The organism is Sedimentibacter sp. B4, from assembly GCF_000309315.1.
GTDB lineage: Bacteria > Bacillota > Clostridia > Tissierellales > Sedimentibacteraceae > Sedimentibacter > Sedimentibacter saalensis.
The window spans coordinates 1-25,887 of record NZ_CANG01000026.1 but is presented as its reverse complement, the minus strand read 5'-3'; the positions used below and the strand labels follow the sequence as shown (position 1 = coordinate 25,887).

Here is a 25,887-nt window from a genome sequence, read left to right as displayed (position 1 = left end):
TCGATCAAGTAATTTTCCTGTGCAGTTTTGAGGGTTCTGATAAATTAGAACTTTTAATATAAATACCTAACGTTGGATAGGTAAATGCAGTCTCGCATCACAAATTTTTACTCCCTAACGGTCGTAAAATTTGGAGCTCGTTGCGTCAGACCTACCAGCTATTTTTCAGAAAAAAGACTCTGAAAAATTGGGTTAGGGCTAGATCTGGTGACTATAGCAAAGAGGACACACCCGTTCCCATCCCGAACACGGAAGTTAAGCTCTTTAGCGCTGATGATACTTGGTGGGAAACTGCCTGGGAAAGTAGGACGTCGCCGGGTCATGAAAACAGTTGAAATTTTTCAACTGTTTTTTTGTTGCATTAATTTATGATTTATAAATATTATTGAATTCAATACCTCATTAAAAGAACATGCGCCTTGAATTTAAAGCTCAAAAAGGATATACTTGTATAAAGATTAAAGGAGGTGTGAAGATGGAAAGAGTTGTTTTTCTGGTTGATATGAATGCTTTTTTTATAAGTTGCGAAAGTACACGTCATCCTGAAATTGCAGGGAAGCCTGCAGCAGTAGCAGGTGACCCTGAAAACCGAACCGGAATAATTTTAACTGCAAATTATGAAGCCAGAAAATATGGAATCAGGACCACTATGGTTCTCAGGGAAGCATTCAGGCTTTGCCCTGATCTTGTTGTAATACCGCCGGACCATCGCTTCTATGAAGAAAAATCAAATGAAGTAATGGAAATCTTATCTTCATTCACTCCTGTTGTAGAACAAAACAGCATCGATGAAGCATGGCTTGACATGACAGGAACCGGAAAAATTTTCGGTGAACCTCTGGAAGCTGCTAAAAATATAATGGAACGCATAAAAAGTGAACTTAATCTATGGTGCTCCATTGGTATTTCTGAAAATAAATTTTTATCTAAAATGGCTTCAGAGATGAAAAAGCCTCTTGGCATTACAGAGCTGTGGAAGAAAGACATACAAGAAAAAATGTGGATTCTTCCTGTGGGCAGCATGTATGGAGTTGGAAAACAAACTTCTATTAAGCTTCAAAATATGGGAATGAGAACTATAAAAGACCTTGCCCTTTCAGACAGGGATTATTTAATAAGCAAGCTGGGGAAAATGGGCGGTGAAATTCATCTGCTAGCAAACGGCATTGACATGTCGCCTGTTGCACCTCACTGTGAAGGTGACATGAAATCAATTGGAAGGTCTGTTACTCTATCACATGACACCACCGACATGGAATTTGCAAAATCAGTTCTTTTAGAGCTTTCAGATGATGTGGGAATGTCTGCAAGAAAGTACAAGAAAAAAGGTCACACGGTGCAAATAGTAATAAAGTATTCGGATTTTAAAAGCATCACAAGGCAGATGAGCGTTCCTCCTACTTGTCTGGTGAAGGATATTTATACTGCAGGAGTTCAACTTCTTAAGGCTAATTGGAACAGAAGTCCTGTTAGGCTTCTTGGCATAAGTTTAAGTGGTTTTGATAAAAATCATGAATCAAAACAAATATCATTGTTTGAACTTCCAAAATCAGACAATGAAGCTACAAGTAACAACAAAATTGACAACCTTGAAAATGCCATTCATAATATACGTCAAAAATATGGATCATCAATAATAAAGCCAGGTACGTTAATGGACTTAGATAATAATAAAAAATTATAAATTAAATCCCCGATTCAGTTCGGGGATTAAGGTTATGTGATTTTTGTTCCTTTGTGTTCTATGTTGAATTGTTTCTTTGCTTTTTCTATATATCCACCCACGTAGCCGTTTTGTCTTGAAGTAAGATTTCCTCTGTCTGTTGCCTGTGGGTTAGCTATGTCAAGTTCTCTGGACATTTCGGCTTTCATTTGATCTAAAGCCATTCTTGCCTCAGGTGAGACAATATTTTTACTTAATATTTTATCATCCATATTGTTTTCCTCTCTTTATATGAATATTATTGTCTCCATTTTTAAAATTAAACGTAGAAATAATTGTTATTATATTTTTATTTGGAAACAATATTAAAAAAGCTTTGCAATTTGAAAAAAATGTTATATAATAATCAAAACAAATATTTTAAGCGATGATTAAAGCTTCGATTTATGAATTTCTCAAGAGAGCCGGTGGTTGGTGAGAACCGGTGAAAGACTAAATCTTTCCACTTTAGGAGCTGTCGGTGATGAATCGAAGGTTAGTAACCTTTAAAATACTGCGAGTGGTCAGCTTATGCTGACAATTTGGGTGGCACCACGGTTCTTTCGTCCCATATACGGGATGGAGGATTTTTTTATTGTTTAAAAATATTGCGGCATTTGCCGGTAAAAAATAATTTGGAGGTTTGACATGTTAGATTTAAAATTTGTGAGAGAAAATCCTGAAATAGTGAAAGAAAATATTAAGAAGAAATTTCAGGACAACAAGCTGCCTATGGTGGATGAAGTAATAGCACTGGATATTGAAAGCAGAGAAACAAAACAAAAGGCAGACAATTTAAGAGCAGACAGAAATAAAATATCCAAGGAAATCGGCGGACTTATGGCTAAAGGCAAGAAGGAAGAAGCTGAAGAACTGAAGCTGCAGGTTACAAAGGATTCTGAAATGCTGGCTGAACTCGAAGTAAAAGAAGCAGAGCTTGAAGAAAAGATTAAAAAAATAATGATGACACTCCCTAACATCATTGATCCAAGCGTTCCAATAGGCAAGGATGACAGTGAAAATGTTGAAGTGCAGAAATACGGCGAACCGGTTGTTCCAGACTTTGAAATTCCATACCACACTGAAATAATGGAAAAATTCAGCGGACTTGATCTAGAAAGTGCAAGAAAAGTTGCCGGAAACGGATTCTACTACCTCATGGGAGACATTGCAAGACTTCATTCAGCTGTTATTTCATATGCAAGAGACTTCATGATAAACAGGGGCTTTACATACTGCGTTCCTCCTTTCATGATAAGAAGCGAAGTTGTTACAGGAGTAATGAGCTTTGCTGAAATGGATGCCATGATGTATAAAATAGAAGGCGAAGATTTATACCTTATAGGAACAAGCGAGCACTCAATGATAGGCAAGTTCATAGATACAATTCTTCCTGAATGCTCACTTCCTCAGACATTAACAAGCTATTCTCCTTGTTTCAGAAAAGAAAAGGGAGCTCACGGCATAGAAGAAAGAGGAGTTTACAGAATCCACCAGTTTGAAAAACAAGAAATGATTGTTGTCTGCAAACCGGAAGAAAGCCCAAAATGGTTTGATGTATTGTGGCAGAACACTGTTGATTTGTTCCGCTCACTGGACATTCCTGTAAGAACCCTGGAATGCTGTTCGGGAGATTTAGCAGACCTTAAGGTTAAATCTGTTGACGTTGAAGCATGGTCACCAAGACAGAAAAAATACTTCGAAGTTGGAAGTTGCTCAAATTTAGGAGAGGCACAGGCAAGACGTCTGAAAATTCGTGTAAATGGCGAAGAAGGCAAGTATTTTGCCCATACTCTGAACAACACTGTGGTTGCTCCACCAAGAATGCTCATAGCTTTCCTGGAAAACAACCTGAATGAAGATGGTTCAGTAAATATCCCTGTTGCTCTTCAGCCATACATGGGCGGTATGACTGTTATAAAATAGATTTTCAAAGTATTGTAACAAAAAAACGAAAATGGAATAATATAAGTACAAGTACAAAATAAAAGGATTTGATAATATGTGGTGTACTTTATTCCCATGGTTCATACTTGGTTATGGAGTTGGCAGGTGCAATAATCGCTGTCGCAGAAGATGCTGCAGAAGATTCTAGCTCATAAAGAGTCAACTTTTATATAAACAGATGAAACAAAAGCTGCAGTTGTATTAGTTTTCAACTGCGGCTTTTTTATATACTAGGAAAATTCTCTTTCCTAGTATATAAAAAACGGGGATTGCAAAGGGCGGGACGCCCTTGCCGTCAAGGGGGGTGCTCAGCAAAAAATACGTCAGTATTTTTTGGGCCGAAGGGGGACATAGGTCCCCCTAGCGGAGTTGCGGAGCAACTTTTTATTTGTCTCATTGGCAACAAATTATTATGGAGCAAAATATGTTGTGAATTGTATCAGTGCAGGTACTGTTATCAAGGAAAGCAGTGTTGTTGCAGATACAATTATGGCTGCAAATTCTTTTTCTTTATCAAAACTTTCTGCAAGGATGGAAGTCATGGCAGAAGCAGGCATGGCAGTCATGACAATAACAGAATTGACAGCCTTGGAATAATCATTTAACAGCAGTGAAAATAAATATATGGTTAATGGGATAGCAACAAGTTTTAATGTTATTCCGTAATATATTGTCCAGTCTCTGAAGTGGTTTTTAATTTTTACATTTGACAGAATGTTCCCTATAATGAACATGGATAATGGTCCTGTAATGTTCCCTATGCTTTTAATGCTTGAAAAAATAGGCGCAGGAAGCCTTACGCCTGATACCATTATGAAGATTCCTATAAATACTGCTAAAATAGATGGATTTAATATCACGCTTAACATTTCTTTTTTGATTTCATTTTTGTTTAGAGAACCTTTAAAAAGCAGGAGCCCGTAAGTCCAGAGAAATACAACAAAAAACATGTTGAATATTGATCCGTAAATTACACCTTCTGAACCGTATATGGAATATAAAACTGGAAAACCAATATAACCGGTATTTACAAAGACATTAGCAAAATGAAGGATTATTTTTTTGTCATTTTTCACAGGAAAAAGAGCAAGCCAAGAGAAAACGGCCATTAATGCATATGCAGTGAGGCTTAAGTAAAATGTCTTTAAAACATTTGTCCTTATTGTGTCGTCATATGTAAAAATAAAAGAAGAAACAATCATGAAGGGCAGTGCTATTTTTATTAGGATATCTGTAAGTCCCTTGTTGATTTCGGGGGTAATTATGTTTTTCTTGCTGCCATAAACTCCTACAAGGATTATTATGAAAAGCGAAAAAACACTTTCTGCAATTGCTGATACTTCCAAAAGAATACCTCCTTTTTAATGTATATTATTTTATGTGGAATATTTATTTGGTTACAAAAAAAGAAAACCTTATGAAGGTTTTCTAAGCACTTTTTTAGTCTAATGTTTTGTCCATTTTGATGTTTAGCTTATCCATTTTGTAGTACAGTGTCTGCCTTGGAAGTCCAAGTTTTTTTGAAGTTTTGGAAATGTTGCAGTCATATTGCTTAAGTGCGTTTATTATTACCTTTCTTTCAAACTGTCCAACCTGTTCACTCAGAGTAAGGAGTGAAGAACTATCATCTGTAAATAAATCATCTGTCATTTTAACTTCAGCATTTGCTTTTTTATTTTTCAGTTTAAAGTAATCAGGGAGATCACTTTTGGAAATTGTGTTGCTTTCAGTTATATTTACGGCATATTCAATTGAATGTTTTAGTTCTCTTACATTTCCGGGCCAGTCATAGCACTTGAAAAAATCCAGAACTTCATCTGAAAATCCTTTTATGTTCTTGTTAAGCTTACTGTTAAAAAATTCAAGGAAATAATTACTTATTTCAATTATGTCTTTTTTGTTTTCCCTGAGGGGAGGAAGACTGAAATTTATAACGCTCAGTCTGTAGAATAAATCCTTTCTCAGTGTGCCTGCTTCTATTGCTTCATATGGGTCTTCGTTCAAGGCTGCTATTACACGAACATCAACCTCATGGGACTTGTTTTCTCCAAGTCTTCTTATGTGGCCTTCCTGCAGAAATCTCAGGAGCTTAGCTTGCAATGTAATATCCATGGAATTTATTTCGTCAAGAAATAATGTTCCGCCTTCAGCTGATTCAATGAGACCTTTTGAATCCTTTGCTCCAGTAAAACTTCCCAGGGCAGTTCCAAACAAAATACTTTCGAAAAGTGTGCTTGGGATGGCAGCGCAGTTTTGTGCTATAAAAGGTTTATTTCTGCGTGTACTTTCGCTGTGAAGGCACTGTACAACCAATTCTTTTCCTGTTCCTGTTTCTCCGTAAACAAGGACGGGTGAATTGCTGTTGGCTGTTTTTTTGATTTTTTCTTTCAATTCTTTTTTTTCTTTGCTGTTTCCAATGATGTCATTAAGTGTGTATATGGTATTTTCCATGAAGCCTTTGCTGCTCTTGGTCTGGTTCATGTTATTGTATTTGTCCACATCGGAAAATATCTCAACAACACCTTCAAGATGTCCGCCTTCATATATTGGAACAGTGCTTGAAAGAATTGTTACTCGCTTATCCTGGTAGTTATAGTAATTTTGAACATAATTTTTTAAACCTTCCCCGGTTTTCAATGTTCTCAAAATGGTGCTTGTTTCTTCTGTAAGCTTTGGAAAAATTTCAAGCATATGTTTTCCTACAGCGTTTTCAACATTCAGTCTAGCGAGGTCATTGATTGACTGATTATAGAATATTACCTTTCCTTCATTATCAACAATAAATATTCCACAATATAAGTTTTCAGATATTAATTTCAAAATATTTTTATAGTCCATGATATCCTCTGTAATTCTGTTTTTGTAATTTACACTCTTTTAACCATAATAGCACTGAAAAAAATGAAATTCAACATATTTGAATAAATCAAATGTTGTAATTTGTCGATTACTGTTATAATATCAGCATAGGAGCCGATTTATTGAAAATTATGAAAATTTTACAACTGTCATAAAATCTGGCATATTTTTGTATTAAAAATTATACATAAAAATATAAACATTGAAATTTAAATGCTAATTATTGGCTTGAAAATTGCATATATAATTGTATGAAAATATAATTGGAGATAAAATGAATACAGCAAATATTTTTAACATACAAAAGTTTTCTGTTCATGACGGACCCGGCATAAGGACAACCGTATTTTTTAAGGGATGTCCTCTTAAATGCCTGTGGTGCCATAATCCAGAAAGCCAGAATATAAAAACTCAAATTCTTTACGACAGGGACAAATGCGTTCTTTGCGGAACATGCGAAAAAATCTGTCCTAAAAAAGCCATTAAAATTGAAAACAACAATCTTACTACAGATGAGTCATGTGACTGCTGCGGGCAATGCGTAATATACTGCATTCAGGGCGCAAGGCAGATTGCCGGAAAAGTATACACTGTTGATGATGTAATGAAGGAAGTTCTGAAGGACAGGGTTTTCTATGAAAAATCCAGCGGAGGAGTGACATTGTCAGGAGGAGAGCCTTTGATTCACATTGATTTTGTAGAAGAGCTCCTAAAAAAACTTAAAGATAATAATATTCACACTGCAGTTGACACCTGTGGTGCCGTGAGCTTTGAAAATCTTAAAAGAGCAGCGAAGTATACGGATGTGTTTCTTTACGACATCAAGCACATGGATGATGAAAAGCACGTTGAGTTTATCGGAATGTCAAATAAGCTGATTCTGGAAAACTTAAGAAAACTATCTGAAATCCACAACAATATCAATCTCAGGATGCCCATAATTGAAGGTGTCAATGGAGATGAAGAACACATTATTAAAACAATTGAATTTATTGAAGGGTTAAACATCAGCAAAGTAAATCTACTTCCATACCACGACATAGCAAAGCACAAATACAAAAAACTTGGAAAGATCTATGAAGATGACAGGATGTCAAAGCCATCCGATGAAAAGATGCAAAAATTTAAGGAGATGTTTGAAAATAAGGGTTATAAAGCAAAAATAGGAGGTTAATATGAGAGGCTATACAGAAAGAACAAAGATGTTGAGACTGGAAAGTGTGTCTACACAGCCCAGGGTAAGTTTGGAAAGGGCACTGCTTGAAACGGAGTTTTATAAGAATAATTTCGGAACCGTGGAAATCCCGGTGCTCCGTGCAATGAACTTTAAATATCTCATGGAAAACAGGAAACTGTACATCGGTGAAGGTGAGCTTGTAGTTGGAGAAAAAAGCGAAGGACCTCAGGTTGTTCCCACTTTCCCTGAACTTTGTGCCCACACGGTTGAAGACATGACTGTAATGAACGAAAGAAAATACATCAATTTCAAAGTCAATGAAGAAGACAAAACAGTACAGGCTGAAACAATTCTGCCTTACTGGCAGAACAAGTCCACAAGAGACAAGATTCTTGCTTCCATGACACAGGAATGGAAAGATTGCTACGCAGCAGGAATGTTCACGGAATTCATGGAACAAAGGGCTCCGGGACATACAGTTGCAGATGATAAATTTTATCACAAGGGATTTTTGGAATTTAAAAAGGAAATCCTGGAAGCAATTGATGAGCTGGATTTTTTAAATGACAAGGATGCTTACGACAAAAAGGCACAGCTTGAAGCAATGGCAATTTCATGCGATGCCATAATGATTTACGGACAAAGATATGCAGCATATGCAAGGGAATTGGGTGAAAAGGAAACTAACCCACAAAGAAAAGAAGAACTTTTGTGGATTGCCGGAAACTGCGATGTTGTACCTGCAAACAAACCTGAAACTTATGCACAGGCTCTTCAAATGTACTGGTTTGTGCACATAGGTATCACAACAGAACTGAACACATGGGATGCATTTTCTCCAGGAAAGCTTGATCAGTACCTGTATCCTTTCTATAAGAAGGAAAAAGAAGAAGGAACAATTGATTACCATAAGGCAAGAGAACTGATGGAGTGCCTGTGGATAAAATTCAACAACCAGCCTGCTCCTCCGAAGGTAGGAATAACCCTTAAGGAAAGCGGAACATACACTGACTTTGCAAACTTCAACACCGGAGGAATAGATCCTTATACAGGTGAAGACGGAGTGAATGAAGTTTCATACATCATACTTGATACCATGGATGAAATGAGACTTCTCCAGCCAAGTTCAAATGTGCAGATAAGCGAAAAAACACCCGATGAATTTTTAAGACGTGCTGTTGAAATTTCCAGAAAAGGATGGGGACAGCCGGCATTTTACAACACAGAGGAACTCATACAGGAACTGATAAACGCAGGAAAATCTCTTGAAGATGCAAGGTTCGGCGGTTCCAGCGGATGTGTTGAAACAGGATGCCATGGAAGAGAAGCATATGTATTGACGGGATATCTCAACGTTCCTAAAATATTCGAGCTAACAATGAACAATGGTTTTGACAAGTACACAAACAAACAAATCAGCATTCAAACCGGCAATCCGGAAGACTTCAAATCATATGAGGAGCTTGAAGATGCCTTTTTCAAACAGCTTGAGTACATTATCAATGTTAAGATAAGAGGAAACAACGTAATAGAAAAAATATTTGCAGAACACATGCCTTCACCATTTATGTCTGTTCTTACAACCGGCTGCAAGGAAAGCGGAAAAGATTACAACGCAGGCGGTGCAAAGTACAACACAAGGTACATTCAGATTGTTGGAATAGGAACAATCACTGACTGTCTGGCATCAATAAAATACAACGTGTTTGAACAAGGACGATTCACCATGAAGGAACTTCTTGCAGCCATAGATGCAAATTTTGAAGGTCATGAAATGATTCACAACCTGGTTCTCAACCATACACCAAAGTACGGCAATGACGATGACTATGCAGATGACATTATGCTGGATGTGTTTGAAAATGTAAGAGACAGAATAAGAGGAAGAAAGGCAGTATGCGGCGGGACATACCAGATTGACATGCTTCCGACAACTTGCCACGTATATTTCGGTTCTGTCATGACAGCATCAGCAAACGGAAGGCTCAAGGAAAAACCTGTTACAGACGGGATTTCACCTGAAAAGGGAGCAGATACAAACGGTCCTACTGCAGTTATAAAATCATGTGCAAAAATGGATCACACTTCAACGGGAGGAACACTTTTAAATCAGAAGTTTACGCCGTCATCAATAGCAGGAGAAGAAGGACTTGACAATGTGTCAGCTCTTATAAGGGCATACTTCCACATGATGGGACACCACATTCAGTTCAATGTCATAGACAAGAGCACTCTTCTTGATGCGCAAAAAAATCCTGATGAATACAAGGACCTTATAGTGAGGGTAGCAGGATATTCAGACCATTTCAACAACCTTGAGAAGGCTTTGCAGGATGAAATTATAGACAGAACAGAGCAGTCATTTAACTAAATATTTGGCTCACCGGCAAATGTGAATACAAATCACATTTGCCTTTTGTTTTGCCAGCTGCTATATAAAATATTGTTCTTGTAGACAGGTAAAAAAATAATTTATTGGATTATTGACTTTGCAGCTAAAGTGATATAACATCAAAATGATAATTTTTGATTGGAGCAAGTAATGAAACATAATATTAATAAATACGATATAACTGAAGGGGTTATATGGAAACAGATACTCATATTCTTTTTTCCTATTTTGTTGGGAACATTTTTTCAGCAGCTTTACAACACTACAGATGCCATTGTTGTGGGAAGATTCATAGGAAAACAAGCACTGTCGGCCGTAGGAGGAACAACAGGCACTCTTATAAACCTGCTTGTTGGTTTTTTTGTTGGGCTTTCTTCAGGAGCCACTGTAATAATTTCACAGTATTATGGAGCAAGAAAACATGATGATTTAAATGTTGCTGTACACACTGCCATAGCAATGGCAACCATAGGAGGAGCACTTTTCACAGTTGGAGGAATACTGATTGCTCCTATTGCACTTGAAGCAATGGGAACTCCTGAAGATGTAATACAATATTCCCTGATTTACATAAGAATATACTTTGCCGGGATGATTCCAAACATGGTTTACAATATAGGCTCAGGAATTCTAAGGGCAGTTGGAGATTCTAAGAGACCTCTTTACTTTTTGATAGCCAGCTGCATTATAAATATCGTGCTTGACCTGTTGTTTGTAGCGGTGCTCGGTCTTGGTATTTACGGCGTTGGTATAGCTACTGTGTTGTCACAGTGCATAAGTGCATTTCTGGTAATTTATATATTAATGCATACATCTGAGCCATACAGGATAATTCTTGGTAAAATTAAAATAGATAAAGAAAAGCTTGCACAAATTTTCAGAATAGGACTTCCTGCAGGGTTTCAGTCTTCAATGTACAACATAGCAAACATAGTAATACAGTCAAGTATAAATTCCTTTGGTACAGACACTGTTGCCGCCTGGACTGCATTTTCAAAAATAGACGGATTGTTCTGGATGATTATGGGAGCCTTTGGTGTTTCTATTACAACTTTTGCAGGACAAAATTACGGTGCAGAAAAAATCGACAGAGTGAAAAAAGGCGTTCGCCAGACCCTTGTAATGTGCATGGGAGCAGCAGTTACCTTAAGCATAATATTGTACTTTACAGGACAGCATGTGTACCTTTTGTTCACTGAAGATGCTGCCGTTGTTGAAAAAGGAATGGAAATCTTAAAATTCCTAGTTCCCACATATTTTACATTTGTATTTATAGAAATATTGTCAGGAGCGCTGCGCGGTATGGGAAATTCGCTTGTACCAATGCTTCTCACTAGCATAGGTGTGTGCGGATTAAGGGTTTTATGGATAATAATAGCAGTTCCACAAAGACCTGAAATCAAGACAGTTATATTCAGCTATCCTTTGAGCTGGGCTGTAACTTCAGTGTTGTTTATCATATACTACATATATTTCTGGAAAAAAAGAAGACATAAAAACACTGAAGGTGAAGCAAAAATAGGAACAAAAATAGAATCAAAAATTGCATAAACTTGACATATAATTTCAATAATTTATAATGTAAATAGATGTAATTTTTGGAATAATAAACTTAATTGCATTTAAGCGCTGATTTATCGAATAAACTTCGACTGAATCTGCAATATTTTCATGATAAAATATTTGTAAAATAAAAAAGGAGTTATAATATGTCTGATTTTATTGTCACATCCTGTTCAACTGCAGATATGCCTCTTGAATTTTTTAAATCTAGAAATGTACCATTTGTTTGTTTTCATTTTATTATGGACGGAATAGAATACGAGGACGATTTAGGTCAATCAATGCCCTTTGAAGAATTTTATAAAAAAATATCAGATGGATCCCAACCAACTACATCTCAAGTAAATGTAGCTCAATTTGTAGAATTTTTCGAGCCGTTGCTCAAGGAAGGACATGACATACTGCATATTTCGTTGTCATCTGGACTTTCCGGTACATACAACTCTGCTAACATTGCAAGAAAAGAACTCCTGGAAAAGTATCCTGAAAGAAAAATACTGATTGTGGATTCTCTGGGGGCATCATCAGGTTACGGACTGCTTGTAACATCCGCCTGCGATATGAGGGATGGTGGGAGCACAATTGAGGAAACATTTCACTGGCTTGAGGAAAACAAACTAAGAGTCAATCACTGGTTTTTTTCAACTGACCTTACAAGTTATTACAGAGGCGGCAGAATTTCAGCAGCTTCAAACATAGTCGGAACAATGCTCCATATTTGCCCTCTACTTAACATGAACCATGAAGGAAAACTCATACCTCGGTCAAAATACAGAGGGAAAAAGCATGTCATTGAAGAAATTGTTGCAAGAATGGAAGAGCATGCGGAAAACAAGCTTGATTATTCAGGCAGGTGCTACATATCTAACTCAGCCTGCTATGAAGATGCCAGAAAAGTTGCCGATTTAATCGAAAGCAAATTCCACAAACTGGACGGTAATATAATGATAAACAGTGTTGGAACAGTAATAGGCTCACACACTGGTCCGGGCACAGTTGCCTTATTCTTCTATGGTGACAAAAGGATAGATTAATTGCATAGTAATCAGGTTCCGGAAAGTTTGCCGGAACTTTTTATTTGAGCCGTATAAGGCTGTTTAATGCAGAATCATGGATTATTATGGCTGAAAAACTAAGTGCAAAACAACTTGCCATATATTGCATTACCTTAATAAAAGGGGCTATGCTATACTTGTATCACTACAACATAGGAGAATTATCATGAATAAGAACTTAAAAATCAAAAAAACGTTATCAATTGTTCTTGCCTTTGTGCTGTTTGTTTTGCCTTTCGACAACATTGCATTTGCAGAAAAAGCGGACAAGCAGCCGCCAACAGCCCCAGCCAATCTTCACATGACGTCTGCAAATGAAACATCGGTTACTCTTAAGTGGGATGCATCAACGGACAATGTGGGTGTCAATGCATACAGCATTTACAAAGACGGTACATATTTCGCATCAACTTTAAACTGCACTTATACAGTCGAAAATTTGACTCCGGGAACTGAATATGAATTTTACGTAAGGGCTAAGGATGTGAAAAGAAATCTCTCAAAGCCAAGCAATGTTTTAATCGTGACTTTGTCAAAGGATTATGTTCCTAATCCTCCAACAGAAACAGCAAAGAAAATTGTGGGCTATTATGCGGCATGGTCTTCATATTCCGGATTTACTCCTGACAAGCTTGATGCAAACAAGCTTACCCACATAAATTACGCATTTGCTAATATCGGGTCTGATTTTAAATTAGTAATGGGATATCCCGATAAGGATCCTGCCAATTTTAAAATGCTTCAAGACTTAAAAATAGTTAACCCTGATTTGAAAATATTGATTTCAGTTGGCGGCTGGACATGGTCCGGAAAGTTCTCTGATGCTGCTGCAACTGAAACATCAAGATCAGCCTTTGCAGCTGGGTGTGTTGAGTTCATTACAAAGTATGGACTTGACGGCGTAGACCTTGACTGGGAATACCCTGTTGGCGGCGGTCTAGCCGAAAATTCAAGGCGCCCTGAAGACAAGCAAAACTTTACACTGCTGTTGAAAAAAATACGTGAGAAAATGGATGAACAAAGCTTGAAGGACAACAAGCATTATCTTTTAACAATTGCAGGCGGGGCAAGCAATTACTACATAGGAAACACCGAGCCTGGTATTTTTCATGAATATGTAGACTATGCCACTCTCATGACATATGATATTCATGGTACATGGGATTCCTACACGGATTTCAATGCGCCTCTTTACAACAACACTGATGCCTCTCCTCAGTACAAGTGGAGCGTTGATTCAAGTGTCAATGCTTGGATAAATGCAGGTTTCCCAAAGGAAAAACTGGTAGCGGGAGTTCCATTTTACGGATATTTATATGAAACTTCAAGCACAGGTAACAACGGCCTCTATCAGACTTTTTCAACAGGAAAATCATTAAGTTATGCCAATATTGAAGTAAATTATATGAACAAGGATGGTTTTGTAAGATATTTTCATGAGCAGTCCATGGTTCCGTGGCTTTACAATGGGAAAGTTTTCATAAGCTATGAGGATGCTGCCTCAATGTCTCTTAAGGCAGATTACATAAACACTAAGGGCCTTGGGGGAGCTGCAGTGTGGGAATTAAGCCAGGATCCGAACAAAGTGTTGTTGAATTCTCTCTACGATAGTCTCAATAATTAAATTATAGCAGAATTGAATAATCAGTTTTGCCATAAGTTGTAGGGGCGGACCTTGTGTCCGCCCGTGGTTATTGATTTGCTAAATGCGGGAGGACAGTAGTCCTCTCCTACAAACTGGAATGAAACGCTAACCTTTTTAGCCTTCAAGTATTTTTTTAAGCATCATGAGCTGAGATATTTCATAAGTAGGTTTAAATTTTGATTTATTTACGTTTTTATCCGGATTGTACCAGCATGTGTCAATTCCTGAGTTGATTCCTCCCTGTATGTCCGTGGTGAGACTGTCACCCACCATTATAACCTTGCTTTTGTCATGGTAATTGATTTTTTTAAGTGCATAGTCAAAGATTCTGAAATCAGGCTTTGAAAGGCCCACTTCCTCTGATATTATAACTTCTTCCATGTACTTACCTATGGCAGAATTTCTTACCCTGTTGTGCTGCACATCTGTAAGTCCGTTTGTTATAATTGTCATACGGTAATCATTCTTGAGGCCCTCCACCAATGGAATGCTGTCTTCATACAGGAATGAACCTTGAGATAAATTTTTCATATAAATTTCTGCAAACTCATACTCATCAAATCCTGCACCCAGTCTATGTGAGAGCTCTTTGAAACGCTGGTATTTCAATTCTTCCTGAGTTATGAGTCCATTATCAAAGTCTCTCCACAATGCAGTGTTTATTTCATCATATATTTTGTAGTGGTAATTTTCATCATAATTGATACCGTAGATTACCATTGTATTTTTAAAAGCTTCCTTTTCTGCTTTTTTAAAATCAAATAGTGTATCATCTGCGTCAAACATTATTACTTCATATTTCATAGTCATTCTCCCTAATTTGTTATTTTATTTTACATTTAATTATCTATGGAGTCAACTTGCTTTTGTATTTCAGACTTAGTGAATTAAAAAATTATCCCTTTTTGTCGTCAAAAATATTCCACGAAATACCTTTGTGTGATATAATTTATGCAAATATCAATAAAACTACTACATAGCATAACAGGAGGAAAATTATGCACTGTATACAAAATATAAGCAAGAATATAATTTGGGTTGGGGGAAACGATAGAAGACTTGAGCGTTTTGAAAATATGTTTCCAATACCGTCTGGGGTATGCTATAACTCATTTGTAATCATAGATCGTGAAACTGCGCTCATAGACACTGTTGATCAGTCTATTAGCAGACAGTTTATTGAAAACATAATTGAAGCTTTGGACGGAAGAAATCTTGATTATCTTGTCTTAAACCACATGGAGCCTGACCACTGCGCAAACATAGAAGAAATTGTAAGAAGGTACCCAAACATTAAAATTGTAGGAAACAAAAAAACTTTCCAGATGATAAGCCAGTTTTACAATTTTGACTTCCACATGAACATGCATGAAGTTAAAGAAGGAGATGTTCTATGTATTGGAGAACACAGTCTGAAATTCTTCTTTGCACCCATGGTTCATTGGCCCGAAGTTATGTTTACCTATGAAATGACTGAAAAAATTCTATTCTCAGCAGATGCCTTCGGTTCATTTGGAGCACTTTCCGGAAATCTTTTTTCAGATGACACTGATTTTGAATGCACATATGCGGAAGAAGCAAGGCGCTACTATGCCAATATAGTTGGCAAGTACGGACAGCAAGTTCAGGCTGTAATGAAGAAATTGTCATCATGTGAAATAAAAATGATTTGTCCTCTTCATGGACCGGTGTGGAGAAACAACCTGTCATACATTTTAAACAAATATGATTTGTGGAGCAGGTATGAACCTGAAAAGAAAAGTGTAATGTTGGTTTATGCTTCAATGTATGGCAATACGGAAAATGTAATGAATGTAATTGCAAATAAGCTTGCTGTCAAAGGTGTTAAAGATATGCACATGTATGATGTGTCTAAGACACATCCTTCATACATCATTTCTGATGCTTGGAAATACAGCCACATAATTTTTGCTTCTCCAACATACAACCTTGGACTTTACTATGGAATGGAAAACCTCATGAAGGAACTTGTAGCACTTCAGTTTCAGAACAGGAAGGTTGCACTGGTAGGAAACGGCTCCTGGGCACCAAGAGCATCAAAGGTCATGGAAGAAATAGCATGTACAATGAAAAATGTTGAAATAATAGGGAATCCCCTTGAAATAACATCATCAATGAAAGAAGAGCAGCACAAAGCAATTGATGAATTTGTTGACAAAATAATTGAATCAATGAAGTAAAAGTAAGGCGCAGAAAATTTTCTGCGCCTTTTGCTAAATTCCTTTTTTATAAAGCATGTATGAATATATTGCCGGTACAAAAACCAGGGAAAATACTATAGTTAGGAGAAGCGGCAAAGAATTCACGTTTAAAAATGTGGTCAAAACAAGAAGTATTCCTCCTATGGTCCAAATAAAACCTGCCAGATGATGTGTCTTGTTCCAGTTTTCCTCGCTGTTCAATGTCCAGGGCAGCTTTATACCCATTGTGTAATTTTGTTTGCACTTCGGAAGGTAGTTGCCGCATATTATTATAATAATACCAACAAAAACCGGAACAACTATATTTATTTTGATGTCATAGCCCATGGAAATGAGAAGAGTAACAGGAACCAGGAACAATGTCATCACAGGTATGAGCCACAGAGAAAACTGCTTTAGAACAACTGAATAATTGGCTTTCTTAGGATCATTGTTAAGGCTCATATGCACTATGAAGTTGATGAAAGCCATTAAAAACGGAAGTCCAAATGCTCCAAATGCCTTTGAAGCGTAGTTGTCTACCTCGCCTTTGAAGTTCCAGTGAACCGGAATCTGATCCGGAAGACGGTCAAAGACAATCAGTGACATTATTACGGGAAGAATACATATAACAGTGGTTAAAATAAGCATTTTGTCAAATTTAATTTTCATTTTTCATACCTCCAAACTGGGTGAACCACAACATAACCTCTTCAAATACGGAAATATTTATTTCATAATAAATAAAATTCTTATATTTGCTTTCAAAAATCAATCCAGCTTTTTTAAGCTGTGACAGGTGGTAGGATATAGTAGCGCCTGTCATGTCAAAGTGTTCTGATATTTCTCCTGCAGACATTTTTCCATCCTTGAGCATCACAAGTATTTCTCTTCGTACAGGATCGGAAAGCGCCTTAAAAGTTTCTGGGAATCCCAATTTATCACCTCTCACTATTTAGATGTTTTTCTAAATAGATTATAATCCAGTAAAACATCAATGTCAATATCTGTTTCGAAATTTTTCTAAATAGATAACTGCATGAAATAATGACTATGCAATTGTAAATTTTTAATGTTTAAGATATAATATATATTGAATTATAGAATAAAATTTCATTGATATAGAGGGATAAAATGTCTAAGCAATTAAAAGCAGACTTAATGCTGCTGCTTGTAACATTAAGCTGGGGGGTTTCTTACTACCTGGTGGATTTGAGTCTTGAAGATATGGGTTCGTTTACACTTAATGCAAACAGGTTTCTCATTGCATTTGCAGTTGCAGGAATATTGGCTTTTACGAAACTGAAAAACGTTTCTAAGGCAACGCTGAAGTACAGTGTGCTGCTGTCAGCCATTCTTGTTGTTGTTTACATAGGAGCAACGTTCGGTATTCAGTACACAACATTGTCAAATACAGGATTTCTTTGTGGTTTGACTGTAATTTTCACACCCATATTGTCCAGCATTGTGTACAGAAAAATACCGGACAAAAAAGTCATTCTTGCTGTGTTTATGACTCTCATTGGAATAGGGCTCTTGACACTTACTGAAAGTTTTACAATTAACTATGCAAACTTAAAAGGAGATCTTCTCTCCATTATGTGTGCTTTCATGTATGCCATTGATTTATTGGTAACTGAGAAAGTTGTTGCCCATGAAGAGGTGAATCCATTCCAGCTGGGAGTTTTTCAACTTGGATTTACAGGATTATTTAATTTAATCCTGGCTTTTGTATTTGAAACACCACATCTGCCAACAGAACCCAAAATATGGGCTCCTGTTTTGTTCCTGGCTGTGTTCTGCACGGGAGTGGCATTTATTGTACAGGCAATTGCCCAACAATATACAAATGCCTCTCACGTAGGTATTATTTTTTCCCTGGAAACATTGTTTGCGGGAGTTGTTGCATTTTTCGTTGCAGGAGAAATTCTTACTACAAAGTCGTATGTTGGAGCAATGCTTATGATTACAAGTATTTTTATAATGGAAATAAATTTTGGCGAATTATTATCATCACGTAATAAAAATAAAATAAAGCAGGAATAATATGGAGAGAGAGATTATTAACAGAAAAATCAGCGCATTTTATTTTAGCGCCACAGGAACAACAAAAAAAACCACTGAAAAATTAGCGCTGGAGATTTCAGCCGTGGGAGGGCAGAATTTGTGGGAAATAATTGATTTCACACTGCCTGAAGCAAGAAAAAAACAGTATTCATTTACCGAAGATGACATAGTGGTAGTAGGGGTTCCCGTTATAGCAGGAAGGGTTCCAAACGTACTTCTTAAGTTCCTGAACACAGTCAAAGGAAACGGAGCAACGGCTGTTGCCATTGTCATGTACGGAAACAGAAATTATGACGATGCCTTGAAGGAACTTTGGGACATACTTGAAGAAGATGGTTTTAATGTTATATGTGGCTGTGCATTTATTGGTGAACATTCATTTTCTGACACTCTCGCAATGAACAGGCCTGATGAAGAAGATTTGAATACAGCTGCTGATTTTGCAGCAAAAATCATTAAAATAATAAATGAAGAACCAAAAATCAATGCAGCCAATGGATATAAAGTAATAGAAAAAGTTTACAGAGATTACTACAAGCCAAAGGACAGAGAAGGTAATCCGGTGGACTTCAGAAAAATTACTCCAAAGACAGGTGATGCATGCACAGACTGTAAAATTTGCGCAGAAGTGTGTCCCATGGGAAGCATAGATTATGATAACGTATCAACACTCAATGGTATATGCATAAAATGCTGCGCTTGCATAAAAAAATGCCCTGTACATGCAAAATATTTTGATGATGAGAATTTTATGAAACACAAAAGAGAACTAGAAGAAGAAAACGAGGCTAGAAAGTTGCCGGAACTTTTCTTAATAATGTAGGGAGGACTACTGTCCTCTCGAAGATAACAAAATTATTGAATTGACAACGGGCGGATACAAGTTCCGCCCCTACGATTTATGGAAAATTAGATTTGTAAATAATCTGGGAGTTGCACAGCAACTCTTTTATTGTAGGAGGAATTATGAGTATAGGATATGCATGTCTTACAGTTGGTGTACATAACACAGGATTTAAAAGCTGCACAATCAAGAATGCAGGATATGAAAAACTTCTGGAGCTTATTGAACACAATCTTACATCACTTGAAAATATAATTGATTACAACATTGAAAACAGTATAAACCTATTCAGAATAAGTTCCGACATCATTCCTTTTGGCTCAAGTGTTGTCAACAACATTCCCTGGTGGGATATTTTCGAGGAAAGATTTCAAATAATAGGAGAAAAAATCAGAAAATGCAACATGAGGGTTTCCATGCATCCCGGTCAATACACTGTTTTGAACTCTCCGAAAGATGATGTGGTAAAAAGGGCTGTGGAAGACCTCATTTACCACAACCGATTTCTGGACTGCCTGAATGCTGGAAGAGATTCGAAAATAATTCTTCACATAGGAGGAGTTTATGGAGATAAAAAATCAGCCATTATGAGATTTATGGACAATTATAAACTGCTTGACGAAAACATAAAGAACAGACTTGTTATAGAAAATGACGATAAATCATTTAATGTACGAGATGTGCTTGAAGCAGGAATTCAACTTAATATACCTGTTGTATATGACAATTTGCACAACGCTGCAAATCCTTGTGACAACTCAAGTGATGATTTTTGGATAAAGGAGTGCAGCAAGACTTGGAATATTAGTGACGGCAGGCAGAAAGTACACTATTCACAGCAAAATCCTGATAAAAAGAAAGGCTCACATTCTGAAACAATTGGAATCAATGAATTTATGGAATTTTACAAACGTGTGGGAGGAGAAAATTTAGATATAATGCTTGAAGTTAAGGACAAAAACATTTCCTGCATAAAGTGCATCAACTCAACAGTTCAACATGAAAATATCAAATATCTTGAAAAGGAATGGAGCAGGTACAAGTACAGCGTGCTGGAAAAATCACCTGAGGATTATATAAAAATAAGGCAGCTGTTAAAGAACAAGAATGTTTATGATGCTGTGGGTTTTTATAATGTTATTGAATGTGCAATAACAAAGAAAGAGGAAAAGGGCCATGCCATAAACTCGCTGCAGCATGTATGGGGATATTTTAAGGATGTGGCAACAGAAAATGAAAAAAGTACTTTCATGAAGCTGCTGGATGAATACATGAAGTCGGAAACATCCCTTCAGACAGTTAAAAATCATCTTAAAAAACTTACCATAAAATACAGGCAGGGATACTTAAAAAACTCATATTACTTTACATTGAGCTAATAAAAATAATATATTTTAAAACAGTGTTTAATTTCAGTTTTTATAGGGTATTATTTCATGGAAATTCTCACAAGGGAGGACACTATGAAAAAGAATATAAAGACTGTAATAATTATAGTAACAGTAATAATAATATTTCTATTTGTTTATTTTATGCTTTCAAAGGATGATGAAGCTGTTGAAGTGACCACAATGAAAGCCTACTATGGAAGTGTAACTAAAAGCATAGAACTTTCAGGCGTGATAAAATCAGCGGATTACGAAGAAATTACCATACCCTCTGAATTGAAGGTACTGAAAACCTATGTTGAAGAAAACAGCACTGTTGAAAAAGGGCAACTTCTTGCAGAACTTGATTCAACAGACCTTTTGATTGAACTTAAGAAATCTGAAATTAGTCTGGAAAAACTTTATTCAGATCTTGATGAATTAAAAAACAGCGATTCGCAAGTGAGCATTCTTAAAAACAAGCTTTTAAAGAGCCAGGAAGAGTACAACAATGTTAAAACTGATCTTGAATCATCCTATGAAGACCTTAAGATAATCAGTGTATTGTATGATGAAAACGCCATAAGCAAATTAGAATATGACAGATATGTTTCTGCAGCAAAGGACTTAGAAAGCAAACTTAATATAGCCAAGCTTGATTACAGCGACGCTGAGGCTAATTACAACGACTATATTGAGTCTGTACAAATTGACACCATAAACACAGGAAGAGATATAAATACCCTGAAGCTTGACATTGAAAACATAAACAATAAAATTGAAAACAATAAAATTTACGCTTCTGTGAACGGTGTTGTAACAGAATTTCCATTGAATGAAGGAAGAAAAACTTCCGCAGGCAGCAAAATCATTATTTATGACACAAATTCCTACGAATTTACAGCAAAAGCACCTCAGGAAGATGCTGTATTAATTAGAGAAGGCCAAAAATCAATGGTGTATTTAGACGGAATGAACAGTGTCTATGAAGGTGATGTAATAAACGTAGGAAAAACGGCTGAGATTGATCAGGAAAGCGGCAGCAAGACTCCAAAAGTTGAAATAACAATAAAGATTACAAACAGCGACAATTTCATTAAGTCAGGATATGAAGGAAAAGCAAATATAATAATTGACATCAGTGAAAATTCCCTTTTATTAAAGAATGAGTCTCTTAAAAGAGGTGCTGACGGCAAAATGTACCTGTTTGTTTTAAAAAATAATACTGTAAAAAAGAAAAACGTTGTGACAGGATTATCTGACGGTTATCTCACAGAGGTATCAGGAATTTCCGAAGGTGAAAAAGTAATTTTAAATCCGCCTGAAGAATTGATTGATGGTGATTCTGTGAAACTTAAGAATTAAGGAGATCTATATGGATGAGGTTAAGTTAAGTTTCATGAATCATTTTAATGAATTGGACAAGGAAGCATGCGTCTTGCTTGCAATAAATACATTGAAAAATAATGAGATTACAATTCCCGAGCTATATGAGGAAATTCTTCGTCCTGCCCTTTATTCAATTGACACAAGCATAGGCATGGAAGACTCCATATGGATTGAACACGTTAAAACTTCCATCATCAGGACTGTCATAGAATCCGCATATCCTTTTGTAATAGAACTGAAAAAACATGTGACGCCTCTTGGAATTAAGGTTGTCCTTGCGTGCCCCGAAAGGGAATATCATGAGGTGGGACTTAGAATGATTGCAGACTTTTTTTTACTGAACGGATATGAAGCAATATTTGTTGGAACAAACACACCCAGAGAACAGATCTATTATGCAATTGCAAGCAATAGTCCAAAATATGCAGCCATAAGTGTAACAGATTATTATCTTTTGTTTGAAGCACAGAGAATGATACATAGAATAAAGGAAATGACAGGCGGAAAAGTGACCGTGCTGGTTGGAGGCAATGCTTTCAGGAGCAATTTAGTTTCAGTTGAAAAAATAGGCGGAGACATTTACCTTGAGTCATACCAGGATATAGTAAATTTAAGGGCAGGTGAAGAAAAGTGAGATTATCTTTTACCATAGCCCTGCGGTTTTTAAAGTCAGGCAAAGGACAAACACTTTTGATTATACTTGGGATATCTGTGGGAGTTGCAGTGCAGCTTTTTATAGGGTCGCTAATACAGGGTCTTCAGGCAAGTCTCATTGATACAACAATAGGAAGTTCATCACACATCACCATAGTTCCTGCAAATGGCAAAACATCAATCAAGGATTGGGAGAGAGCAATATATGAGGCTGGGATTTCAGACAGCAACATAACTAACATATCAGCTGCTGCAGAGGGCTCAGCTACCATTGACTATGATGATGATACTGCTCCCGTTCTTGTAAGAGGATTTGTGGTAGATGATGCTGACAAAATTTACAAATTCAGCGAAGGTCTTTATGAGGGAAGAATGCCGGTAAAAAAAGATGAAGCAATAATAGGAAAAGACCTTGCACTTAAGTCAGACACAAAAATCAATGATGAAATAACTCTTATATTGCCTTCAGGCAATGTAACAAGAATGGAAGTAACAGGCCTATTCGATTTGGAAGTTTCATCCCTGAATGAATCATGGGTTGTAACAACCGTTGAAACAGCACAGGACATGCTGTCACTGGACAGCAGCGTCACAAAAATAGAAATGCAGGTCAAAAAAGTGTTCACAGCCGATGACACAGCAAAGGATTTAGCGTACAATATGTCAGTAAATGATGTTGAAGTTGAAAACTGGAAGGATCAAAATCAGTCTCTATTAAGCGGTCTAAACGGTCAAAGCGTATCAAGCTATATGATTCAGGTCTTTGTGATGGTTGCAGTACTTCTTGGAATTTCCAGTGTGCTTGCCATTTCTGTAGTCCAGAGGTCAAAACAGATAGGAATACTTAAGGCAATGGGAATAAAGGACAGGGATTCAAGCCTAATATTTGTTTTCCAGGGTCTCATGCTGGGTATTGTGGGAGCAGTGTTTGGGATAATCCTTGGTTTTGTACTCTTATGGTTCTTCACAAATTTTGCAGTGAACCCTGACGGCTCACCAATTGTTCCGATTTACATAAACATAGGATTCATTTTACTTTCAGGAATGTTTGCTGTATGTTCTGCAGTTGCAGCATCCCTAATTCCTGCAAGACTGTCCTCGAGACTTAACCCCATAGAGGTGATTAAAAATGGCTGATATTATTGAACTTAAAAATATAAATAAAATTTATGGAGAAAAAATTAAGACGCAGGTTTTGTTTGATATTAATTTAAGCTTCCAGGCACAAAGCTTCAACTCAATAATAGGAGAATCAGGAAGCGGGAAAAGCACTATGCTTAACATCATTGGAACATTGGACAAACCAACAAGCGGAGAAGTTTACATTGACGGATTCAGGACGGACACATTGGACAAGGACGCCCTTGCCAGACTAAGGAATGAGACTATGGGCTTTATATTTCAGTTTCACTACCTTCTTCCTGAATTCACAGCAAAAGAAAATGTGCTGATGCCTTATAAAATCAAAAATTTCAATATTCCAAAGGAAGTAGACTTTTGGGCAGACGAGCTTCTTGACATGGTTGGGCTTTCAAAAGTTAAAAACAACCTGGCTACGGATATGTCAGGAGGGCAGCAGCAAAGAACTGCTATTGCAAGGGCACTTATTAATAAACCAAAAATAATTCTTGCTGACGAGCCTACAGGAAACCTTGATTCCGAAACAACTGAAACTGTTTATTCAATATTAAGACGCATAAATCAAAAATATAAGACAACATTTGTAATAATAACCCATGACCAGAGAATTGCTGAAAAAACAGACAGAATTGTTGAAGTAAAGGATGGAAGAATAGACCTTGATTTAAGAAAATAATATTCATATTTTCTCGCTTAAAGGAAAAGATAAAACAAAATCTTTTAAGGAGAAATATATGTTTAAACATGACAAGAAGTTACTTTTTGAAGTAAGGGTAGACAATATAAACCCAAATTATGCGGCTATGATGCAGGAGCAGCTTGGGGGACCTCACGGTGAACTTAAAGCAGCACTGCAGTACATGTCTCAAAGTCTTCGAATCAAGGACAAGGAAATAAAAGATTTGTTTCTTGACATTGCGGCAGAAGAATTAAGCCATCTTGAAATGGTTGCAACAACTGTGAATTTGCTGAATGGACATGAACTTGATGCTCAAAATGCCACCATAGGAAACATTCAGGCTCATGTATCATCAGGACTTACACCTGTGCTTTCAAACGCTTCAGGATATCTTTGGACTGCTGCTTACATCGAAGAAACAGGAGATCTGGTAGCTGACATTTTGTCAAACATTTCTGCGGAACAAAGAGCAAAGGTTGTATATGAATATTTGTACAGGCAAATCAACGACAAGGGTGTAAGAGAAACAATAGACTTTTTATTAAACCGTGAAGAAGCACATAACACAATGTTTCGTGAAGCATTCAATAAAATTCAAGACACAGGTTCTAATAAGAGCTGGGGGGTCACAGCAGATTCAAAACTTTATTTTGATTTATCATCACCGGGAAGCAATTCCTTCAGTGCTCAAAATGCACAGCCACCAAGTTTCGCAGCACCTAATTCAAAAAAATAAGCAAACGGCGGGATACCGCCGTTTTTTTGATTACATAATATTTCCGTAAATCGGACCGCCATCATAATGATTTGAGCAGCCTTCATTTAAAAATGCAGTGACAACTCCTATGAAGTATTCGGATTCTCTTCTTATGTGGTTTACTACTGTTACTGCTGCAGGATTTTCCTTTACTGCTTCGCTTTCTCTAAGAAGCATTCCAAGAAATTCAACAAAGACTTTGCTTTGTCTTATTGATAGATCAACAATGTTCACTATGTTTTCGTACATTTCCCCTGATATGATGTTGCTGCAGTTTATTGCTGCCTGCGAATACTGGACTGCACGGTCATGGGTTGAATCAAAAATCTGCTTATATTGTTCAAGTTTTTCAACATATTCGTTTTCCAGGTCGGGAGCAACCTCCATTATTACATCTGTATGCTCACTTTCCTGATGCTTCCAGAACTCAGCTTCTTCCAGAGCTCTTA

Annotated in this window: 23 protein-coding genes and 1 rRNA gene; 17 read left to right on the top strand and 7 right to left on the bottom strand. The window is 36.8% G+C overall.

The annotated features are described in order from the left end of the window. Positions 1 to 203: 203 nt before the first annotated feature. Together rrf and BN358_RS04590 are read left to right on the top strand one after the other, a co-directional pair. Positions 204 to 320 (top strand): 5S ribosomal RNA (rrf, locus tag BN358_RS04595). A gap of 155 nt (positions 321 to 475) precedes the next feature. Then, entirely contained in the window at positions 476 to 1,684 is a 1,209-nt protein-coding gene (locus BN358_RS04590; RefSeq protein WP_019228118.1) for a DNA polymerase IV, read from the top strand. A gap of 32 nt (positions 1,685 to 1,716) precedes the next feature. Here the strand turns inward: BN358_RS04590 and BN358_RS04585 are convergent, their stop codons facing one another. After that, entirely contained in the window at positions 1,717 to 1,935 is a 219-nt protein-coding gene (locus BN358_RS04585) for an alpha/beta-type small acid-soluble spore protein (protein ID WP_019228117.1), read from the bottom strand. A 415-nt stretch (positions 1,936 to 2,350) separates the two neighbouring features. Here BN358_RS04585 and serS point away from each other — a divergent pair, with 415 nt between their 5' ends. Then, positions 2,351 to 3,628 (top strand): serine--tRNA ligase, encoded by a 1,278-nt coding sequence (gene serS, locus BN358_RS04580; RefSeq protein WP_019228116.1) that lies wholly within the window; start codon positions 2,351 to 2,353, stop codon positions 3,626 to 3,628. Positions 3,629 to 4,059: 431 nt separating this feature from the next. On the opposite strand, the gene BN358_RS04575 is transcribed toward serS, so the two are convergent. Then, a complete protein-coding gene (locus BN358_RS04575) occupies positions 4,060 to 4,995 on the bottom strand; it encodes an AEC family transporter (protein WP_019228115.1) in 936 nt (311 codons plus the stop codon). Positions 4,996 to 5,089: 94 nt separating this feature from the next. Further along, entirely contained in the window at positions 5,090 to 6,487 is a 1,398-nt protein-coding gene (locus BN358_RS04570) for a sigma-54-dependent Fis family transcriptional regulator (protein WP_019228114.1), read from the bottom strand. A 295-nt stretch (positions 6,488 to 6,782) separates the two neighbouring features. Between BN358_RS04570 and BN358_RS04565 the strand changes: the two genes are divergently transcribed. The 5 genes from BN358_RS04565 (at position 6,783) to BN358_RS04545 (ending at position 14,319) form a co-directional block, all read left to right on the top strand. Then, entirely contained in the window at positions 6,783 to 7,682 is a 900-nt protein-coding gene (locus tag BN358_RS04565; RefSeq protein ID WP_019228113.1) for a trans-4-hydroxy-L-proline dehydratase activase, read from the top strand. A 1-nt stretch (position 7,683) separates the two neighbouring features. After that, the gene (gene hypD / locus BN358_RS04560) at positions 7,684 to 10,056 is read left to right on the top strand and encodes a trans-4-hydroxy-L-proline dehydratase (RefSeq protein WP_019228112.1); all 2,373 of its coding nucleotides are present in this window, start codon (positions 7,684 to 7,686) and stop codon (positions 10,054 to 10,056) included. A 171-nt stretch (positions 10,057 to 10,227) separates the two neighbouring features. Continuing rightward, positions 10,228 to 11,628, top strand: coding sequence for an MATE family efflux transporter (locus BN358_RS04555; protein ID WP_019228111.1), 1,401 nt, complete (start codon positions 10,228 to 10,230; stop codon positions 11,626 to 11,628). 158 nt (positions 11,629 to 11,786) lie between these two features. Next, a complete protein-coding gene (locus tag BN358_RS04550; protein WP_019228110.1) occupies positions 11,787 to 12,674 on the top strand; it encodes a DegV family protein in 888 nt (295 codons plus the stop codon). Between the two features lie 187 nt (positions 12,675 to 12,861). Then, a complete protein-coding gene (locus tag BN358_RS04545; RefSeq protein ID WP_019228109.1) occupies positions 12,862 to 14,319 on the top strand; it encodes a glycosyl hydrolase family 18 protein in 1,458 nt (485 codons plus the stop codon). A gap of 135 nt (positions 14,320 to 14,454) precedes the next feature. Here the strand turns inward: BN358_RS04545 and BN358_RS04540 are convergent, their stop codons facing one another. Then, positions 14,455 to 15,144 (bottom strand): YjjG family noncanonical pyrimidine nucleotidase, encoded by a 690-nt coding sequence (locus BN358_RS04540; protein ID WP_019228108.1) that lies wholly within the window; start codon positions 15,142 to 15,144, stop codon positions 14,455 to 14,457. 194 nt (positions 15,145 to 15,338) lie between these two features. Between BN358_RS04540 and BN358_RS04535 the strand changes: the two genes are divergently transcribed. Then, positions 15,339 to 16,541 (top strand): FprA family A-type flavoprotein, encoded by a 1,203-nt coding sequence (locus tag BN358_RS04535; protein WP_019228107.1) that lies wholly within the window; start codon positions 15,339 to 15,341, stop codon positions 16,539 to 16,541. 33 nt (positions 16,542 to 16,574) lie between these two features. Here the strand turns inward: BN358_RS04535 and BN358_RS04530 are convergent, their stop codons facing one another. After that, complete coding sequence (locus tag BN358_RS04530; protein ID WP_019228106.1) at positions 16,575 to 17,213, bottom strand: SdpI family protein; 639 nt, start codon at positions 17,211 to 17,213, stop codon at positions 16,575 to 16,577. Then, entirely contained in the window at positions 17,203 to 17,478 is a 276-nt protein-coding gene (locus BN358_RS04525; protein WP_019228105.1) for an autorepressor SdpR family transcription factor, read from the bottom strand. The genes BN358_RS04530 and BN358_RS04525 overlap by 11 nt, the downstream gene beginning before the upstream one ends. Positions 17,479 to 17,675: 197 nt before the next feature. Between BN358_RS04525 and BN358_RS04520 the strand changes: the two genes are divergently transcribed. From BN358_RS04520 to BN358_RS04485, 8 genes are all read left to right on the top strand, one after another. Further along, complete coding sequence (locus BN358_RS04520; protein ID WP_019228104.1) at positions 17,676 to 18,587, top strand: DMT family transporter; 912 nt, start codon at positions 17,676 to 17,678, stop codon at positions 18,585 to 18,587. Between the two features lies 1 nt (position 18,588). Then, on the top strand, positions 18,589 to 19,431 hold the full coding sequence (locus BN358_RS04515) for an EFR1 family ferrodoxin (RefSeq protein ID WP_019228103.1): 843 nt from the start codon (positions 18,589 to 18,591) through the stop codon (positions 19,429 to 19,431). Positions 19,432 to 19,574: 143 nt separating this feature from the next. Continuing rightward, positions 19,575 to 20,831, top strand: a complete 1,257-nt coding sequence (gene uvsE, locus BN358_RS04510) for a UV DNA damage repair endonuclease UvsE (RefSeq protein ID WP_019228102.1) — start codon at positions 19,575 to 19,577, stop codon at positions 20,829 to 20,831. An 84-nt stretch (positions 20,832 to 20,915) separates the two neighbouring features. Then, positions 20,916 to 22,184, top strand: coding sequence for an efflux RND transporter periplasmic adaptor subunit (locus BN358_RS04505; RefSeq protein ID WP_019228101.1), 1,269 nt, complete (start codon positions 20,916 to 20,918; stop codon positions 22,182 to 22,184). Positions 22,185 to 22,194: 10 nt separating this feature from the next. Beyond that, positions 22,195 to 22,842, top strand: a complete 648-nt coding sequence (locus BN358_RS04500) for a B12-binding domain-containing protein (protein WP_019228100.1) — start codon at positions 22,195 to 22,197, stop codon at positions 22,840 to 22,842. Beyond that, positions 22,839 to 23,999 (top strand): ABC transporter permease, encoded by a 1,161-nt coding sequence (locus tag BN358_RS04495; RefSeq protein ID WP_019228099.1) that lies wholly within the window; start codon positions 22,839 to 22,841, stop codon positions 23,997 to 23,999. The genes BN358_RS04500 and BN358_RS04495 overlap by 4 nt, the downstream gene beginning before the upstream one ends. Continuing rightward, complete coding sequence (locus tag BN358_RS04490; protein WP_019228098.1) at positions 23,992 to 24,678, top strand: ABC transporter ATP-binding protein; 687 nt, start codon at positions 23,992 to 23,994, stop codon at positions 24,676 to 24,678. The genes BN358_RS04495 and BN358_RS04490 overlap by 8 nt, the downstream gene beginning before the upstream one ends. A gap of 58 nt (positions 24,679 to 24,736) precedes the next feature. After that, complete coding sequence (locus BN358_RS04485) at positions 24,737 to 25,417, top strand: manganese catalase family protein (protein ID WP_019228097.1); 681 nt, start codon at positions 24,737 to 24,739, stop codon at positions 25,415 to 25,417. A gap of 30 nt (positions 25,418 to 25,447) precedes the next feature. On the opposite strand, the gene BN358_RS04480 is transcribed toward BN358_RS04485, so the two are convergent. Further along, positions 25,448 to 25,887, bottom strand: a 440-nt coding sequence (locus tag BN358_RS04480; protein WP_019228096.1) for a DUF2935 domain-containing protein, incomplete at its 5' end; no start/stop codon positions are given.